The sequence below is a fragment of the Janthinobacterium saanense genome (assembly GCF_014200675.1).
Taxonomy (GTDB): Bacteria; Pseudomonadota; Gammaproteobacteria; order Burkholderiales; family Burkholderiaceae_D; genus Janthinobacterium.
In genome coordinates this window covers 21,820-39,084 of the sequence record NZ_JACHCI010000012.1, presented here as the reverse complement: position 1 = coordinate 39,084, position 17,265 = coordinate 21,820, and the positions used below count along the sequence as shown (strand labels likewise).

Genomic DNA, 17,265 nt, shown 5'->3' with positions numbered 1-17,265 from the left:
GCATGATTCTGCCTGCGATCACCGATGGGTGCAAATACGCGCCTATCGTGTGCGTCGCCGCTTCACGCCTGGTGGGCGGCGCAAAAGTCCAGCAGCAGCTGCTCGCCTTCCGGCCAGGGGCCATAGCCGGCGTCGCCATTGATATGGCCGGCGTCGCCTATCATCGTCAGGTCGCTGCCCCAGGCTTGCGCAAAGGCGCGCGCCTGTGCAAAGCTGACGTAGGGGTCATCGCCGCTGGCGACCACCAGCGATGGAAAGGGCAGCGCTTGCAGCGGCATCGGCGTAAAACCGGTGGTGCCGGCCGGATAGGATGGCGCATCCACGTCGCTGGGAGCGACCAGCAAGGCGCCGGCGATCCTGTGCGGCGAGCCGCTGGCCGCCCAGTGGGCGACCAGGGCGCAGCCCAGGCTATGCGCAGCCAGCACGGGTGGGCGCGGGCAGGCGGCAATCGCCTGGTCCAGCGCCGCCACCCAGTCATCCTTGTCAGGCGTCTGCCACTCGCCCTGCTGCACCCGCGACCATTGCGGATGGCGCGCTTCCCAGTGGCTTTGCCAGTGCTGCGGGCCGGAGTTCCACAGGCCAGGCAGGGTCAGGACGAGAGGGGACATGGCTGCTCCTTATAGTTCGGTGCGTAAGGCGAAGAGTTCAGGGAATAACACCACGTCGAGCATCTTGCGCAGGTAGGACACGCCTTCGGTGCCGCCCGTGCCGGTCTTGAAGCCGATGATGCGTTCTACCGTGGTGACGTGGCGGAAGCGCCAGAAGCGGAAGGCCGTTTCCAGGTCGACCAGCTTTTCAGCCAGTTCGTACAGGGCCCAGTATTTCGATGGGTCGCGGTAGACTTCCAGCCAGGCTGCCTTGACCGTGTCGTCCGATGTCGTCGGCAGGGTCCAGTCGGCATTCAGGCGCTCGGGCGCGATGTGCAAGCCGTTGCGCGCCAGCAGCTGGACTGATTCGTCGTAGACGGATGGCGTGCGCAGGGCGCTGTCGAGTGTCGCATAAGCGTCCGGCGCCGTGGTGTGCACATTCAGCAGGGCGGCGTTCTTGTTCCCCAGGATGAATTCGATTTCGCGGTACTGGTAGGACTGGAAGCCCGACGAGGCGCCCAGGTAAGGCCGGATGGCCGTGTATTCGGGCGGCGTCATGGTCGCCAGCACGTCCCAGGCATGCACCAGCTGGTCCATGATGCGGGCCACGCGGGCCAGCATCTTGAAGGCGGGCGGCAGGTCGCCGCTTTGCAGATTGCTGCGCACGGCGTGCATCTCGTGCAGCATCAGCTTCATCCACAGTTCGCTGGTCTGGTGCTGCACGATGAACAGCATTTCATTGTGGTTCGGCGACAGCGGATGCTGGGCCGTCAGGATGCGGTCCAGCGCCAGATAGTCGCCATAACTCATCGATTTGCTGAAATCCATCTGCGCGCCATGCCACTGCGCGTCCTGCTGGCCACCATGCATGGGGCAGCCGCTTTTTTTATTGTCGTCGTTCATGGGGTATCCGGGTTCAGGTGACGGGCTTACGTTACGGTATCGCGCTTGGCGGCGATATCGTAGGCTTGGGTGTCGAGGATGTCGCGCAGGATCTCGACTGCATCCCACACATCGGTAAAGCTGGTGTACAGCGGCGTGAAGCCGAAGCGCATGATGGCCGGTTCGCGGTAATCGCCGATCACGCCGCGCGCGATCAGGGCTTGCATCACGCTATAGCCATGCGGATGCGTGAAGCTGACCTGGCTGCCGCGCCGTGCATGCTCGCGTGGCGTGACCAGGCCCAGTGGATGGCTGGCGCAGCGCTGTTCGACCAGGCTGATAAACAGGTCGGTCAGGGCCAGCGATTTGCGGCGTATCGCTTCCATGGTCGTTTGCGCGAAGATATCGAGGCCGCATTCGACCAGGGCCAGCGAGACGATGGGTTGGGTGCCGCACAGGGCGCGGCCTATGCCATCGGCTGGCGCAAAGCCGGGCTCCATGGCGAAGGGCGCGGCATGGCCCCACCAGCCTGATAACGGTTGGCGGAAGCGGGCCTGGTGTCTGGCTGGCACCCAGATGAAGGCGGGCGCGCCGGGGCCGCCGTTCAGGTATTTATAGGTGCAGCCGACGGCCAGGTCGGCGCCATCGGCGTTCAAGTCCAGCGGCACGGCGCCGGCCGAATGGGCCAGGTCCCACAGGGCCAGCGCGCCTTGCGCATGGCAGTGGCCGCTGACGGTGGCCATATCGTGCTGGTAACCAGTGCGGTAGTTGACGTGCGTCAACATCGCGACGGCGCAATCGGCATCGATGGCGGTCGCCAGTTCGGCCGGGTCGTCCACCAGGCGCAGGCTGTAGCCACGGTCCAGCCAGGCAGCCAGGCCTTGCGCCATATATAAGTCGGTAGGGAAGTTGCTGCGCTCGCTGACGATCACGCGGCGCTCTGCGCGCTGAGCATCGCCGGCTTGCATTTGCAGCGCGGCGGCCAGGGCCTTGAACAGATTGATCGAGGTAGTGTCGGTGATCACCACTTCGCCAGCCTCGGCGCCGATCAGCGGCGCCAGGCGGTCGCCCAGGCGTTTGGGCATGTCGAACCAGCCCGCCGTATTCCAGCTGCGGATCAGGTCCGTGCCCCATTCGGCGGCGATGACGTACTGGGCGCGGGCCAGGGCGGCGCTGGGGCGGGCGCCCAGCGAGTTGCCGTCAAGATAGATGACACCGGAAGGCAGGTCGAACTGGCGGCGCAAGGGCGCCAGCGCGTCATCGAGGTCGCGCGCGCTGCAGTCATGTTGTGAAATCATGGTGGCTTTCATGTCGATACTTGTCTGGATAGCATGGTTTCGTCCTGTTTGACCCAGCCATGCGGGAACGGAAGTGTAGCAAGTATGGGCTGCTGTGCCGCTTTTTTGGCGTCGTCTTGAGCGAAAAGAAGGGCATTTGTGGGGCGTCAGGAAAAAATGTGAAGTTTTTTCAAAATATTTTCAAAAAACCCTCAAGTTTTCCAGGCAGGGGCCGTAACCGGTTTAGACAAGGGGAAATCCTTCTGCAATATTTTTGAAATATTTTGTAAAAAAGCCTCAAGTTCCCGTTTCATCTGTCGTTATATGGTGTGAAACGGCTTGATTCAGGTCAAGCTGTTGTAAAAAAGTGATGTTAAGCGCTGTCAGAAAGTCAGGAAAATTTGATTCTTTCACCGCCTCTTTTCCACGCTTTTACGGGCGTGCGACCCTGATCGAGTAGTGTTTGTCAGACAAACACCTACGATCCTATTTCCTATTTCCCGACGAAAAATACAGTGCTGCGCCTCTGTTGCATTTGATGTTGCTCCCTCAGAATGTATCTCACTGGCAACACACCACCCGCCAGCTGAATTCAACGGATTGAGGAGATGGAAATGACTGCTAACGATATGATGGCCGAGATTCGCGATGCCAACCTGAGCTATCTGATGCTGGCGCAGCAAATGATCCGTGCCGATAAGGTCACTGCCATTTTCCGTCTCGGCATCTCCGCCGACATCGCCGACTTGATCGAAGGCATGAGCAACGCCCAGATCCTGAAACTGGCAGGCGGCAACATGATGCTGGCCCGCTTCCGTTTTGACGACAGCGCCATCCTGTCGATGTTGACCAACTACAATAAAGACCGTACGCTGGCCCAGTCGCATGCCGCCATCCTGATGGCAGGCCAGGGCGTCGAAGAGATCGCCTGATCGTCCCCTCGTTTTCACGTCAGACCAGTAGCGGAGCACACAGCATGGCCAAGAAAAGTGTCGTATCGGAAGCGCAGGAAATCCAGCTCGCCATCGAACTGATACAGCTAGGCGCCCGTTTGCAACTGCTGGAAACCGAAGTCTCGCTGTCGCGCGAGCGCCTGTTGAACCTGTACAAGGAATTGAAGGGCGTATCGCCTCCCAAGGGCATGCTGCCGTTTTCCACGGACTGGTTCCTCACCTGGCAACCGAATATCCATTCCTCGCTGTTCATCAATATCCATAAATTCCTCGTTGACCACGCCGGCGCCACCGGTATCGAGGCGGTGATGAAAGCCTACCAGTTGTATCTGGAACAAATGCCGCCGGAACCGGGCGAAGAGCCGCTGCTGTCGCTGACGCGCGCCTGGACGCTGGTCCGCTTTTTCAGCAGCAAGATGCTCGACATGGCGCCTTGTGGCAAGTGCAACGGCAAATTCGTCGTCAATTGCCTGGACTTGAATGCCGATTATGTCTGCGGCCTGTGCCATATGCCTTCGCGTGCCGGCAAGACCAAGAAAGCCCGCGATGAAGCGGCCGCCGCCCCGACCAGCCTGGCAGCCTGACGCACTTGCTTTCACCCTCACTTTCTTATCCGTAGTCAAGGATAGCTCAAAGCCGGAACCACTCACGCAGTGCTTCCGGCTTTTTTGTTGCACTTTCGCTTACACTGGCGCTTTCGTCTGCCATTCTGCCCATGCTGCAACAAATCCTGCGGGCGCCCGCGCTCAAGGCACTCCTGATCCAGGTGCTGGCCTTTCTCCTGATGCTGCTGCTCGTGTATGGCCTGGCGCGTGCCGGTCTGGCTTTGCCGCTGCTGGCCGTGGCCGTTCTGCAGGGTATGCTTGCCGCGCTGCTGGCCTGGCGCGCGGGACTGGCGCGCTGGTGGTGGGCGATCGGCCTGCTGTTTGCGCCCGCGCTGCTGGCGGCGAGCTGGCTGGACTTGCCGCCCGTGCTGTTCCTGCTGGCCTTCATTTTTTTGCTGAGCCTGTACTGGTCCACCTTCCGCACGCAAGTGCCGTTTTACCCCTCGGGCCCAAGAGTGTGGCGGGCGGTTGCCGAACTGGTGCAGGATAGACCCGGCGTACGCCTGATCGATATCGGCAGCGGCCTGGGCGGGCTGGTGCTCGATTTGTCACGGCGCCGGCTTGACGCGCAGGTGACGGGCATCGAGCTGGCGCCCTTGCCTTGGCTGCTGAGCCGGCTGCGCGCACGCCTGTCCGGCAACCGCGCGCATTTTGTGCGCGGCGACTACGAGGAACTTGATTTTGCCGATTATGAGGTGGTGTTTGCCTACCTGTCGCCGGCGGTCATGGCGGCGCTGTGGAGCAAGGCCGAGGCAGAGATGTTGCCTGGAAGTATGCTTCTTAGTTACGAATTCAAGATTACGGCCCGCGCGCCCGATAAGACCATAGTCACCACAGAGGGCGGTCCCTTGCTTTACATATGGTGCTTTTAAGCAATTGTCTGCGTTATTTGCTTGCTCAGAGGACAATCTCACGTTATTGTAGTTCTACACGGCATTTTTGTCGAAGTGCGTTGAAATGCAAGCCGTTTCTATCTACCTTCAGTCACATTTGCCGCCGGCCTCCGCCGCGGCATCGCCGCCAGCCACCGGGGCCGGTTTGAACATGCCGGGCGCTGAGGCCCGGCCACTTTGGGGAGTCAGGGCACTTGTTAGTCATAATCGGATACATCGTCGTCTGCGCCTCGGTTTTTGGCGGCTTCGCGCTGGCGGGTGGCCACCTGGCGGCGCTGTTCCAGCCGATCGAACTGCTGATGATCGGCGGCGCGGCGCTGGGCGCCTTCCTTGTTGGTAATAATAACAAGGCCATCAAGGCCACCCTGGCTGCCTTGCCCAGCCTGTTCAAGGGTTCGCGCTACACCAAAGAACTGTATATGGAGCTGATGTCGCTGCTGTTCGAAGTGCTCAGCAAGGTGCGCAAGGAAGGCTTGATGTCGATCGAAGGCGATATCGACAAACCGGAAGAAAGCCCGCTGTTTTCCAAATATCCGGCCGTGCTGGCCGACCATCACGTGATCGAATTCATGACCGATTATCTGCGTCTGATGGTGTCGGGCAATATGGACGCCTTCCAGATCGAAAATCTGATGGACAACGAAATTGAAACCCACCATCACGAAGGCGCCGTGCCGGCCCACGTGATCGCCAAGGTGGGCGATGGCTTGCCCGCCTTCGGTATCGTCGCCGCCGTGATGGGCGTAGTGCATACCATGGAATCGGTGGGCATTCCGCCATCCGAACTGGGCATGCTGATCGCGCACGCGCTGGTCGGCACCTTCCTCGGCATCTTGCTGGCGTATGGTTTTGTCGGCCCGCTGGCGGGCTTGCTGGAACAAAAGCTGGAAGAGTCGAGCAAGATGTTCCAGTGCGTGAAAGTCACCCTGCTGGCCAGCCTGAACGGTTATGCCCCGGCCCTGGCCGTCGAATTTGGCCGCAAAGTGCTGTTCTCGACCGAGCGACCGACCTTCAATGAGCTCGAAGAACACATCAAGAAATCGAAAACGAAGTAAGCAGTGAAAACACGTTTGGATAACATGAGTCTATCGCTGTACCAGGAAGGGAGATGCCATGGCTGACGAAGGCATGCGCCCGATTATCGTCAAGCGCATCAAGAAGACTTCTGGCGGACATCATGGCGGGGCGTGGAAAATCGCCTACGCCGACTTTGTCACGGCCATGATGGCCTTTTTTCTGCTGATGTGGCTGCTGGGTTCCACCTCCAAGGGCGATTTGAACGGCATTTCCGAATTCTTCAAGACACCGCTGAAGGTGGCGATGGCCGGTGGTTCCGGCAGTGGCGAAAGCAATTCCGTGATACAGGGCGGTGGCCAGGACTTCACGCGCAAGGATGGCGAAGTGCGCAAGGGCGCCGAAAGCAACCAGCGCAAGGAATACGACCTGAACTCGGCCAAGGCCGCGCTCGAGCGTGAAGAAGGACGCCGTTTGCAGGCGCTCAAGGCGCGCATCGAAGCGACCATCGACGCCAATCCGCTGCTGAAAAAATACAAGAACCAGCTGCTGCTCGATATCACCAGCGAAGGTTTGCGCATCCAGATCGTCGATGAGCAGAACCGCCCCATGTTTGCGCTGGCGAACGCCAATCTGCAGCCGTACACGAAAGAAATCCTGCACGCCATCGGCTCGGTCCTGAATGAAGTGCCGAACCGTATCGGCCTGTCGGGCCACACGGATTCGACGCCTTACATGAGCGATGCCGGCTACAGCAACTGGGAATTGTCGGCCGACCGCGCGAATGCTTCGCGGCGTGAATTGATTATCGGCGGCATGAGTGAAGAGAAGGTGTTGCGCGTGGTGGGCCTCGGTTCAGCCGCTCACCTCGACAAGCTGGACCCGTTCAATCCCATCAACCGGCGCATCAGCATCATCGTCATGAACAAACGCACGGAAGAAAATGTTCTGCGCGATGGTTCGGCGATGGACTTGCCGGCAACCGGCGCCACGACCCCGCAGGCAGTAGCCGCCGGGGTGGCGAACGGTGCGCCGCCAGTTGCTGCGCCTTCCCCCGGCCCGGCAGCGGCAAAGAAATAAGCATGCAGTAGCGATCAGCGCTACGCGTATTGAAACAATGAGATCTTTATGACAAGAAAGAAAGTACTTGGCTCGCATGTGAAGCGCCTGCTGTCTGGCGTGTCGGAGCATGGCCGCAAGCATTTGACGGAGGTGGAAACCGACCTGGTGCAGACCGGCATTTTGCTGGAAGAGGCGATCGAGAAGCTGTCCTTCAACTTCATGGCCATCCATGCAGCCGTGGCGGCGCAACAAGAGACCATCGCCTTGCTGCTGGACGGCGGTCTGCCGGCCGAACAGCAGCGTGAGCAATTACTGGCGCTGCAGGACGAGGTGGGCGGCTATGTGAATGCTGCCATCACCAGCATGCAGTTCCAGGACATGACCAGCCAGTTGATCGACCGCACCCTGAAGCGGGTGACCGGCTTGCGCGAATTTCTCGGCACCCTGGGTTCGCACGGCGCCGAGATGCTGCCCGAGAGCGACAACGAGGAAATCGTTGCCTCGCTGGCCAGAGTCAGCATGGCGCTGGCGATACAAAGCCTGGAATTGCGCAGCGTGCTGCGCAAGGCCGTCAGCCAGCAGCATTTGGAAAGTGGCGACATCGAGCTGTTCTAGCACAGGGTGCTGAACGCTTGCGGTTGCATGGATTAATTATCAATGGGCAGACAGCCCGGATTAGAGTGGAGCAAAGATGGCCAAAACAATACTTGCAGTGGACGATTCCAGCTCATTGCGCCAGATGGTGGCGTTCAGCCTGAAAGCCGCCGGTTACCAGGTGGTGGAAGCCGTTGACGGTCAGGATGGTCTGGAAAAAGCCAAGCTGCAAACGGTGGATCTGGTGCTGACGGACCAGAACATGCCGCGCATGGATGGCCTGGAACTGATCAAGCTGCTGCGTGAACTGCCGACCTATCAAAAAGTGCCCATCCTGATGCTGACGACAGAATCGTCCGATGAAATGAAGGCCAAGGGCCGTGCTGCCGGCGCCAATGGCTGGCTGGTGAAACCGTTCGATCCGCAACGCCTGATCGAGGTAGTCAAAAAGGTGATCGGCTGATGCCAGCCGCACAGCGCAACGATGCAAAGGACGGAGTCACCCTATGACCATCGATATTAGCCAGTTTTTTCAGGTCTTTTTCGATGAGGCCGAAGAACTGCTGGCTGAAAAAGAACGGCTGCTGCTGGCCGTCGATATTGCGGCGCCCGACGCCGAAGACCTGAACGCCATTTTTCGCACCGCCCATTCGATCAAGGGCGGAGCGTCGACGTTCGGCCTCTCCGACATGAGCGAAGTGACGCATATCCTGGAGTCCCTGCTCGACCGCATACGCCAGGGCCAGATGGCCCTGACGGCGGAACACGTGGATGCCTTTTTGGCGGCCAAGGATATCCTCAAGATGCAGCTCGATGGCCATCGCCTGGGCTCGCCCGTCGACCAGGACGCCGTCGCCAACATCCGCATGATGCTGCAGTCGTTTTCGCAGGACGTGCCGGTGGCGGCATTGACGCCGGTTGCGCCTGCGTTCCACACGGCGGAAAAAGAAAGCGTCAGCCATGCGGGCGGCCAGCGCTACCGCCTCGAATTGCCGAAGATGGAACAGCGCGAAGTCGATGCGCTGTCCGCTGAACTGGGCTTGCTGGGCGACGTTGTGGTCTCCACTTTGCCGGACGCCCGCAGCGTGCTCAATGTGACGACGCATGAAAGCCTGGACGATATCCTGGCCATCTGCTCGTTTGTACTGAACCCCGACGACATGGTCATCACGCAGGCGCCACCGTTGGCGCCCGGTGAGGCCGACGCTGCCCGCGCGGCCCAGGAAAAGGCCCAGGGCTACGGTTTCTTCGACCCTTTGCCTGGCGCTCCAGGTGGCGTGAAAAGCGAAGCCGAGCAGGGTTATGGCTTCTTCCAGCCGCTCGAGGAAATCCGCGCCGCTGCGCAAGGCGAGCCTACGGAAGCGCAGCGCGGTTATGGTTTTTTCCAGCCGCTGGAACAGATACGCGCCGATGCAGCCAAGGCCTCGGCTAACGCCAGTTCGGCCGTCACTGCCGTCGTGACGGCGGCTGCGGCAGAAGCCGAGCATGAAAAGAAACCGGCCAAGAAGGACAGCGACAAGGCGGGCGCCGAATCGTCGTCGATCCGCGTCTCGATAGAAAAAGTCGACCAGTTGATCAATCTGGTGGGCGAACTGGTGATCACGCAGGCGATGATAGAACAGCGCGCCAGCGGGCTGGACCCGATGCTGCATGAAAAGCTGCTCGACAGCGTCAGCCATTTGACGCGCAATACGCGCGACTTGCAGGAAGCGGTGATGTCGATCCGCATGATGCCGATGGATTTCGTGTTCTCGCGCTTCCCGCGCATGGTGCGCGACCTGGCTACCAAGCTCGGTAAAAAAGTCGATTTCATCACCAATGGCGCCGCCACGGAACTGGACAAGGGCTTGATCGAGCGCATCGTTGATCCGCTGACGCACCTGGTGCGCAACAGTATCGACCATGGCGTGGAAATGCCGGCCGCCCGCGTGGCCGCCGGCAAGACCGAGGCCGGCCGTCTGTTCCTGTCGGCCAGCCACCAGGGCGGCAATATCATCATCGAAGTGTCCGACGATGGCGCGGGCCTGAACCGCGAACGCATCCTGGCCAAGGCGCTGCAGCAGGGCATGGACGTGTCCGAGTCCATGAGCGACGCCGAAGTCTGGCAGCTGATCTTCGCGCCCGGCTTTTCCACCGCCGAAGCGGTCACCGACGTGTCGGGCCGTGGCGTGGGCATGGATGTGGTCAAGCGCAATATCAGCGCCATGGGCGGCGTGGTCGACATCCGTTCGGCCAAGGGCTTTGGCACCACGATTTCGATTTCACTGCCGCTGACGCTGGCCATCCTCGACGGCATGTCGATCAGAGTAGGCGATGAGGTTTATATCCTGCCACTGGGTTTTGTGATCGAGTCCTTGCAACCCGCGGTGGACGATATCCGCGACATCGCCGGCCGCGGGCAGGTGGTCAAAGTGCGCGGCGAATACCTGCCTTTGATCCCGCTGTACCAGATGTTCGACATCACGCCGCGCTTCACGGCGCCGTCCGAAGGCATTTGCGTGATCCTGGAAACGGAAGGACGCAAGGCCGCGCTGTTTGTCGACGACCTGGTCGGCCAGCAGCAGGTGGTGGTGAAAAACCTCGAATCGAATTACCGCAAGGTGGTGGGCATTTCCGGCGCCACCATCCTGGGCGATGGCGGCGTGTCTTTGATCCTGGACGTCGCAGCCCTGATCCGTTCTTCTCGTCAGTTGGCTGACGAGTCCCTTTTCGTAACACAGATAGATAGCAGATAGGAAAAAACATGTCAGATATTCAACAAAACTCTGGAAGCAAACCGGGCGACGGCAAGGACATCGCCGGCCGTGAATTCCTGGCCTTCACCCTGGGCTCGGAAGAGTACGGCATCGATATCCTGAAGGTGCAGGAAATCCGTGGCTATGAAGCGGTGACCCGCATCGCCAACGCGCCTGAATTCATCAAGGGCGTGATCAACCTGCGCGGCATCATCATTCCGGTGGTCGACATGCGCATCAAGTTCAAGCTGGGCACGCCCGTGTACGACCAGTTCACGGTGGTGATCATCCTGAACATCGGTGGCCGCATCGTCGGCATGGTGGTCGACAGCGTCTCCGACGTGACCACTTTGAGCCCGGAACAAGTCAAGCCGGCGCCGGAAATGGGCACCGCGTTCTCGACCGACTACATGATCGGCCTGGGCACCATCGACGAGCGCATGCTGATCCTGGTCGATATCGACAAGCTGATGTCGAGCAGCGAAATGGGCCTGATCGACAAGCTGGCGGCATAAAAACCGGGGTCAGACCCGCCGGGTCTGGCCCCAGCATTCGCTGGCAGGCCGCAAGGTTCATAGAAACCTGGCCAGGACACGGTGCGAGCATGGCGTGCCGTCATCAAACATAGGGAGACTGAAATGGGTTTGCGCGATTTCAAGATAGGCACGCGGTTGAGTATCGGTTTTGGCAGCATCCTGGTCATCCTGGTGGTGGTGATCCTGTCGGCGAATGGCCTCAATTACCGCAACAAGGCGGAACTGCTGGCGGGGCTGGAACTGGCGGACCAAAAGAATACGCAGGCTGGGCTGATGAAAAGCACGATGCTGGAAACCGGCATCGCCATCCGCAATATCGGCTTGCAAAGCGATGTGGGCCTGATGCAGGCGGAAGAGGCCAAGGTGCAGCAGTACCACAAGCGCTACGACGCTGCGCGCGACAAGCTGGCCAGCCTGGGTTTGTCCGATAGCGAAAAGACGCTGATGGCGCACATCGCCACGTCCGATCGCGCAGTCGATGCGGCGTTCAAGGAAGCGATGGCGCAGGTGCTGGCGTTTAACAGCGAGGGCGCTTCCAGGGTGATCGCCACGCGCATCGATCCGCTGAACCAGAAGACCCTGGCCGACATCAACCAGCTGCTGGAATTGCAGCAAAAGGCGCAGCAAAGCTTCATGGACGCGTCGCTGTCGGCCGACAAGCGTTTGATGCTGATGCTGTTCGTGCTGGGCGGCGTGGCCGTGGTGCTGGGCGCCTGTTGCGCCTTATTTATCACGCGCTCGATCACGGTGCCTTTGTCGGGCGCGCTGGCCGTGGCGCAGAAGGTGGCGGCGGGCGAACTGACTTCGCACGTGGTCGTCGAAGGAAAAGATGAAACGAGCGCGCTGCAGCAGGCGCTCAAGGACATGAATGCCAGTCTGGTGAAAACGGTCAGCGATGTACGCCGGGGAACGCAGACGATTGCGGTGGCGTCCAACGAGATCGCCAGCGGCAATGCCGACCTGTCGGCGCGTACCGAGACGCAAGCCAGTTCGCTGGAAGAGACGGCGTCGTCGATGGAAGAACTGACGTCGACCGTCAAGCAGAATGCGGACAATGCGCGCCAGGCCAATCAATTGGCCGTGTCGGCATCGTCGGTGGCGGAAAAAGGCGGCAACGTGGTGGCGCAAGTCGTCGATACCATGGGTTCGATCAAGGACAGTTCGCGCAAAATCGTCGATATTATCGGCGTCATAGACGGCATTGCGTTCCAGACCAATATCCTGGCGCTCAATGCCGCAGTGGAAGCGGCGCGGGCGGGCGAACAGGGCCGCGGTTTTGCGGTGGTGGCGTCCGAAGTGCGCAATCTGGCTCAGCGCTCAGCTGGCGCGGCCAAGGAAATCAAGGGCCTGATCGGCGATTCGGTCGAGAAGGTCGATGCAGGCAGCCGGCTGGTGGACGAGGCCGGCCAGACCATGGAGCTGATCGTGCAATCGATACGCCAGGTGGCCGACATCATGGGCGAGATCACGGCGGCGACGCAGGAACAAAGCCATGGCATCGGCGAAGTGAACCAGGCGATTGCCGAGATGGACCAGATGACGCAGCAGAATGCGGCGCTGGTCGAGCAGGCGGCGGCAGCGGCCGAGAGCATGCAGGAACAGGCGCAGCGCCTGGCTGGCGCCGTCAGCATCTTCAAGCTCGGTAGCGAAGGCCAGGCAGCATTCACCGCCAAGGCGGCGGTATCGGCTCCGGCGCCCGCAGTGCGGGTGGCGGCAGCGGCCAGGCCGGCGTTGAAGGTGGCGGCAAACAAAACCAGGGTGGCAGGCGTGCGCAAGACGGCGCCGGCATCCGATAAAAAGCTGGCGGCGGCCAGCGGCGACGATTGGGAAGAGTTTTAACGCGAGTTGTGACGTGCTTCCCGTCCCGTTGAGTATCATTGCAAAGGCATAGTTCAGAGTAGTCACAGAGAGGTAACAACATATGCCGCAAACGAAAACGGATACGGTCAAGGAGTTTGACTTTACGGGCAAGGATTTCGAACGGGTCCGCGCCATGATTTACCAGCGGGCCGGCATTGCGCTGGCCGACAGCAAGCAGGAAATGGTCTACAGCCGTCTGGCGCGGCGCTTGCGCGCAACCGGCATTTCCTCGTTCGTCCGCTACCTGGACGACCTGGAAGCGGGCCGCATGGGCGACGAGTGGGAAGCGTTTACGAATGCGCTGACGACCAATCTGACGTCGTTCTTCCGCGAGGCGCATCATTTCCCGCTGCTGGCTGAACACGTCAAGAAATTGAGCGGGCCGATCACCATCTGGTGCTCGGCCAGTTCCACCGGCGAAGAGCCATATTCGATCGCCATGACGGTGTGCGAAGCGTTCAACACGCTCACGCCGCCGGTGACGATTATCGCCACCGATATCGACACCAATGTGCTGGCCACGGCCGCCAATGGCGTCTACAGCCTGGACCGGCTCGACAAGATGGCGCCCGACCGCGCGCGGCGCTTTTTCTTGCGCGGCAAGGGCGATCGCGAAGGGCAGGTCAGGGTGCGCCCGGAACTGCGCCAGATGATTACCTTCAAGCCGCTCAACCTGCTGGCCGACAGCTGGCCCCTGACGGGCCAGTTCGACGTGATTTTCTGCCGCAACGTGATGATTTATTTCGACAAGGCGACGCAGCGCAAGATACTGGCCCGCTTTGTGCCTTTGATGAAGCCCAATGCCCTGCTGTTTGCAGGCCATTCGGAAAATTTTCTGTACGTGTCGGAATCATTGAAGCTGCGCGGCAAGACCGTCTACGAGCTCGACCAGGCTCGTGGCAGCGCACCCAAAGCATCGTTGCATCGTACATGAAAGTGAATTATGAGTCTGGAACCCAAAGAGCAATTTGCCACTAACGTCTATTACGACAGGACGTTCAATTGTGACGCAGCCAAGATCTTGCCAGGGGAGTATTACTTCACCAACAAGGACATGCTGATCGTCACCGTGCTCGGCTCCTGCGTATCGGCCTGCATCCGCGACCGCGTCACGGGCCTCGGTGGCATGAACCACTTCATGCTGCCCGATGGCGGCAGCGACACCAATAGCCCGATTTCCGCCTCCATGCGCTATGGCACCTACGCCATGGAAATCTTGATCAACGATTTGCTGAAAGCCGGCGCGCGGCGCGAAAACATGGAAGCGAAAGTCTTCGGCGGCGGCGCCGTGCTGCGCGGTTTTACGGCCATCAACGTGGGCGAACGCAATGCGGCCTTCGTCATCAATTATCTGCGCGCCGAAAAAATGCGCGTGGTGGCCGAAGACTTGAACGACATCTACCCGCGCAAGGTGTATTTCTTCCCCCGCAGCGGCAAGGTGCTGGTGAAAAAGCTGATGCAGACGCATAACGATACGCTGGTACGCCGCGAACTCGATTACGCCAGCCGCCTGAAAGTCGCCCCGGTAGGTGGCGAGATCGAACTGTTTTAATATTAAAAAGGACGCCAGACGTCCAGAAGGTGAGACGATATGAAGATCAAGGTACTGATCGTGGATGATTCGGCGCTGATACGCAGTGTGATGACGGAGATAGTGAATAGCCAGCCCGACATGGAAGTAGTCGGTGCGGCGCCTGATCCTCTGGTGGCGCGCGAGATGATCAAGCAGACCAACCCGGACGTGCTGACCCTGGACGTGGAGATGCCGAAGATGGATGGCCTGGACTTCCTGGAAAAGCTGATGCGCTTGCGCCCGATGCCGGTCTTGATGGTGTCGTCGCTGACCGAGCGCGGTTCGGAAATCACCATGCGCGCGCTGGAACTGGGCGCTGTCGATTTCGTCACCAAGCCGAAGATATCGATCCAGAGCGGCATGCGCGAATACACGGACATGATCGCCGATAAAATCCGCGCCGCGTCCAAGGCCCGCATCCGCGCGCGCAGCGTGCCATCGGCCAGCGACAGGACGGCCGCGCCGCTGCCAGCCTTGCGCAGCCCGTTGACGTCGAGTGAAAAGCTGATCATCGTGGGGGCGTCCACCGGCGGCACCGAGGCGATCCGCGAATTCCTGATGCAGATGCCGTCGGACTGCCCCGGCATCCTGATCACGCAGCACATGCCTGAAGGCTTTACGACCTCGTTTGCGCGCCGCCTCGATTCGCTGTGCAAGATCTCGGTACAGGAAGCAGCCGGCGGCGAGCGCATCTTGCCCGGCCACGCCTATATCGCGCCTGGCCACTCGCACCTGAGCCTGACCCGCAGCGGCGCCAACTACATGACCAGGATCGACCAGGGCGAGCCGGTCAACCGCCACCGTCCTTCGGTGGACGTGCTGTTCCGCTCCGCCGCCCAGTCGGCCGGCAAGAATGCGGTCGGCGTGATCCTCACCGGCATGGGCAAGGATGGCGCCCAGGGCATGTTGGAAATGAAGGCGGCGGGCGCGTATAATTTTGCACAGGATGAAGCCAGTTGCGTGGTGTTCGGCATGCCGCGCGAAGCGATTGCCATCGGCGCCGCGCATGAGGTTGGGGCACTGAAATCGCTGCCCGGCATGGTGCTTGGCCACCTGGCTGCACATGGCATGCGTGCGTTGCGCGTATAAGCGACTTTTTAATGTGATTCAAAGCAAGTTTGTTCGCCTAAAAGCAACGAAAATGCTATCCTACAACTTGCTGCCGTAGTGTCGACCATAATGTCGGCATTCATGTCGATATTATTAACAAACCGCTACAGAAACAACGGAGTTATTCATGGCTGATCCAAAGATGAAATTTTTAGTCGTTGACGATTTTTCGACGATGCGTCGCATTGTCCGGAATCTGTTGAAGGAACTGGGTTATGCCAACGTCGACGAGGCCGAAGACGGTGTGATGGGCCTGGCCAAGCTGCGCGCCGAGTCCTATGACTTCGTGGTATCGGACTGGAATATGCCGAACATGGATGGCCTGACGATGCTGCAGCACATACGTGCCGATCCTGCGCTGGCCAAGTTGCCTGTGCTGATGGTGACGGCTGAAGCGAAGAAGGAAAACATCATCGCCGCCGCCCAGGCAGGCGCCAGCGGTTACGTCGTCAAGCCATTCACGGCCGCGACCCTGGATGAAAAGCTGAACAAGATTTTCGAGAAACTGGAAAAAGCCGGCTAAGCCGAGTCCAGCTTCTGGACGACATAAAAAACGCTGCCGGTGCGAACCGGCAGCGTTTTTTTATTGCCGCGCTTATGCTGCAGCGCTGATCGACAGCAAGTCATCGATGCCGATGCGCTTGGCAAAATCGATGCGCACCCTTTCGGCCACCAGCGACACTTCTTGCGCACCGTCGTCGATGAAATCGACCACGGTGCGGAAGGGCCGCTGGCCAGCGGGCAGGCCGACCACGCGCACGATGTCGTCGGCCACGGCGGCCGGGTCGGCGTCGTCCGGTGTCAGGGCCGACAGGCGCGCGCCCACCTGGTCCATCAAGCCATCGTAGCGGGCATAGGCGGCGCTGGTGGTGGTATCGGCCGGTTTGCCCGCGTTCGGGAAATGCGCCGTGCCGCGTGTAAAAGCGCCTGGCGTGACGATGCTCGTTTCGATGCCGAAGCGCGTCAGTTCATACGACATGGTCACGGCGATGGAATCCATGGCTGCCTTGGCCGCCGCGTACGGTCCCATGAACGGTGGAAAACCGCCGCGCGTGGTGGTGCTGCTGACCCACAGCAGCAAGCCGCTGCCCTGCTGGCGCAACACGGGCAAAGCTGCCTTGTTGACGCGCTGCGCGCCGATCACATTGGTGTCGAAGACGCGCTTGATTTCTTCCGGCGAGAACGCTTCCATCGGGCCCGTGACGAGACCGCCCGCATTGTGCACGATCACGTCCAGGCGGCCCTGTTCGGCCACGATGGTGGCGATGGCTGCATCGCACGACGCTTGCGACAGCACGTCCAGTTCCAGGCCGCGGATATCCTCGCCGCGTGCAAACGCATGGTCGCGCAATTCCAGCACGCGCGGCGCATTGCGCCCCAGGGTGTCGCGCATGCTGGCATACACCGTGTGGCCAGCGGCAGCCAAGGCGCGCGCCGTCAGGTTGCCGATACCGGTCGATGCGCCGGTAATCAAAATGACTTGTTTCATGATGGTGTCCGTAATAAAGGGTTTGATTGAATATTCGCGACACCTGGCAAACCGTCGCGAGCGGAAGGGAGAGGTGGCTGAGAAGCGCAACTGTA

The 17,265-nt window shown here is 60.3% G+C and carries 18 protein-coding genes; 14 read left to right on the top strand and 4 right to left on the bottom strand.

Annotation, left to right across the window (positions count from 1 at the left end; all coding sequences use genetic code 11):
- Nucleotides 1-62 precede the first annotated feature (62 nt).
- From HDE72_RS16680 to kynU, 3 genes are read right to left on the bottom strand one after another with little or no spacing between them, the layout of a single operon-like run.
- Nucleotides 63-608 (bottom strand): RBBP9/YdeN family alpha/beta hydrolase, encoded by a 546-nt coding sequence (locus HDE72_RS16680; protein WP_183742933.1) that lies wholly within the window; start codon nucleotides 606-608, stop codon nucleotides 63-65.
- Nucleotides 609-617: 9 nt separating this feature from the next.
- On the bottom strand, nucleotides 618-1,490 hold the full coding sequence (kynA, locus tag HDE72_RS16675; RefSeq protein ID WP_183742931.1) for a tryptophan 2,3-dioxygenase: 873 nt from the start codon (nucleotides 1,488-1,490) through the stop codon (nucleotides 618-620).
- Between the two features lie 26 nt (nucleotides 1,491-1,516).
- Entirely contained in the window at nucleotides 1,517-2,767 is a 1,251-nt protein-coding gene (gene kynU / locus HDE72_RS16670) for a kynureninase (protein ID WP_183742929.1), read from the bottom strand.
- Between the two features lie 593 nt (nucleotides 2,768-3,360).
- Here kynU and flhD point away from each other — a divergent pair.
- The 14 genes from flhD (at nucleotide 3,361) to cheY (ending at nucleotide 16,204) form a co-directional block, all read left to right on the top strand.
- The gene (gene flhD, locus HDE72_RS16665; protein WP_183742927.1) at nucleotides 3,361-3,678 is read left to right on the top strand and encodes a flagellar transcriptional regulator FlhD; all 318 of its coding nucleotides are present in this window, start codon (nucleotides 3,361-3,363) and stop codon (nucleotides 3,676-3,678) included.
- Nucleotides 3,679-3,722: 44 nt separating this feature from the next.
- Nucleotides 3,723-4,283 carry a flagellar transcriptional regulator FlhC gene (gene flhC, locus HDE72_RS16660; RefSeq protein ID WP_183742925.1) on the top strand — a complete coding sequence of 187 codons (561 nt, stop codon included), beginning with the start codon at nucleotides 3,723-3,725 and terminating at the stop codon, nucleotides 4,281-4,283.
- A gap of 131 nt (nucleotides 4,284-4,414) precedes the next feature.
- Entirely contained in the window at nucleotides 4,415-5,176 is a 762-nt protein-coding gene (locus HDE72_RS16655; protein WP_183742922.1) for a class I SAM-dependent methyltransferase, read from the top strand.
- A 215-nt stretch (nucleotides 5,177-5,391) separates the two neighbouring features.
- Complete coding sequence (motA, locus tag HDE72_RS16650) at nucleotides 5,392-6,252, top strand: flagellar motor stator protein MotA (RefSeq protein WP_183742921.1); 861 nt, start codon at nucleotides 5,392-5,394, stop codon at nucleotides 6,250-6,252.
- A 58-nt stretch (nucleotides 6,253-6,310) separates the two neighbouring features.
- Complete coding sequence (motB, locus tag HDE72_RS16645) at nucleotides 6,311-7,291, top strand: flagellar motor protein MotB (RefSeq protein WP_183742918.1); 981 nt, start codon at nucleotides 6,311-6,313, stop codon at nucleotides 7,289-7,291.
- 48 nt (nucleotides 7,292-7,339) lie between these two features.
- Nucleotides 7,340-7,888 (top strand): chemotaxis protein, encoded by a 549-nt coding sequence (locus tag HDE72_RS16640; protein ID WP_183742916.1) that lies wholly within the window; start codon nucleotides 7,340-7,342, stop codon nucleotides 7,886-7,888.
- A 76-nt stretch (nucleotides 7,889-7,964) separates the two neighbouring features.
- A complete protein-coding gene (locus tag HDE72_RS16635) occupies nucleotides 7,965-8,330 on the top strand; it encodes a response regulator (protein WP_183676990.1) in 366 nt (121 codons plus the stop codon).
- Between the two features lie 43 nt (nucleotides 8,331-8,373).
- Nucleotides 8,374-10,602 carry a chemotaxis protein CheA gene (gene cheA / locus HDE72_RS16630; protein ID WP_183742914.1) on the top strand — a complete coding sequence of 743 codons (2,229 nt, stop codon included), beginning with the start codon at nucleotides 8,374-8,376 and terminating at the stop codon, nucleotides 10,600-10,602.
- A gap of 8 nt (nucleotides 10,603-10,610) precedes the next feature.
- On the top strand, nucleotides 10,611-11,117 hold the full coding sequence (locus HDE72_RS16625; protein ID WP_183676992.1) for a chemotaxis protein CheW: 507 nt from the start codon (nucleotides 10,611-10,613) through the stop codon (nucleotides 11,115-11,117).
- A 123-nt stretch (nucleotides 11,118-11,240) separates the two neighbouring features.
- Nucleotides 11,241-12,977, top strand: coding sequence for a methyl-accepting chemotaxis protein (locus tag HDE72_RS16620; RefSeq protein ID WP_183742912.1), 1,737 nt, complete (start codon nucleotides 11,241-11,243; stop codon nucleotides 12,975-12,977).
- A gap of 82 nt (nucleotides 12,978-13,059) precedes the next feature.
- On the top strand, nucleotides 13,060-13,932 hold the full coding sequence (locus HDE72_RS16615) for a CheR family methyltransferase (RefSeq protein ID WP_183742910.1): 873 nt from the start codon (nucleotides 13,060-13,062) through the stop codon (nucleotides 13,930-13,932).
- 9 nt (nucleotides 13,933-13,941) lie between these two features.
- Nucleotides 13,942-14,550, top strand: coding sequence for a chemoreceptor glutamine deamidase CheD (cheD, locus tag HDE72_RS16610; RefSeq protein ID WP_183742908.1), 609 nt, complete (start codon nucleotides 13,942-13,944; stop codon nucleotides 14,548-14,550).
- A gap of 39 nt (nucleotides 14,551-14,589) precedes the next feature.
- Nucleotides 14,590-15,660 (top strand): protein-glutamate methylesterase/protein-glutamine glutaminase, encoded by a 1,071-nt coding sequence (locus tag HDE72_RS16605; protein WP_183742906.1) that lies wholly within the window; start codon nucleotides 14,590-14,592, stop codon nucleotides 15,658-15,660.
- Nucleotides 15,661-15,808: 148 nt separating this feature from the next.
- Nucleotides 15,809-16,204, top strand: a complete 396-nt coding sequence (cheY, locus tag HDE72_RS16600; RefSeq protein WP_183742904.1) for a chemotaxis response regulator CheY — start codon at nucleotides 15,809-15,811, stop codon at nucleotides 16,202-16,204.
- A gap of 72 nt (nucleotides 16,205-16,276) precedes the next feature.
- Here cheY and HDE72_RS16595 read toward each other — a convergent pair whose 3' ends face one another.
- The gene (locus HDE72_RS16595; protein ID WP_183742902.1) at nucleotides 16,277-17,170 is read right to left on the bottom strand and encodes an SDR family oxidoreductase; all 894 of its coding nucleotides are present in this window, start codon (nucleotides 17,168-17,170) and stop codon (nucleotides 16,277-16,279) included.
- Between the last annotated feature and the right edge of the window lie 95 nt (nucleotides 17,171-17,265).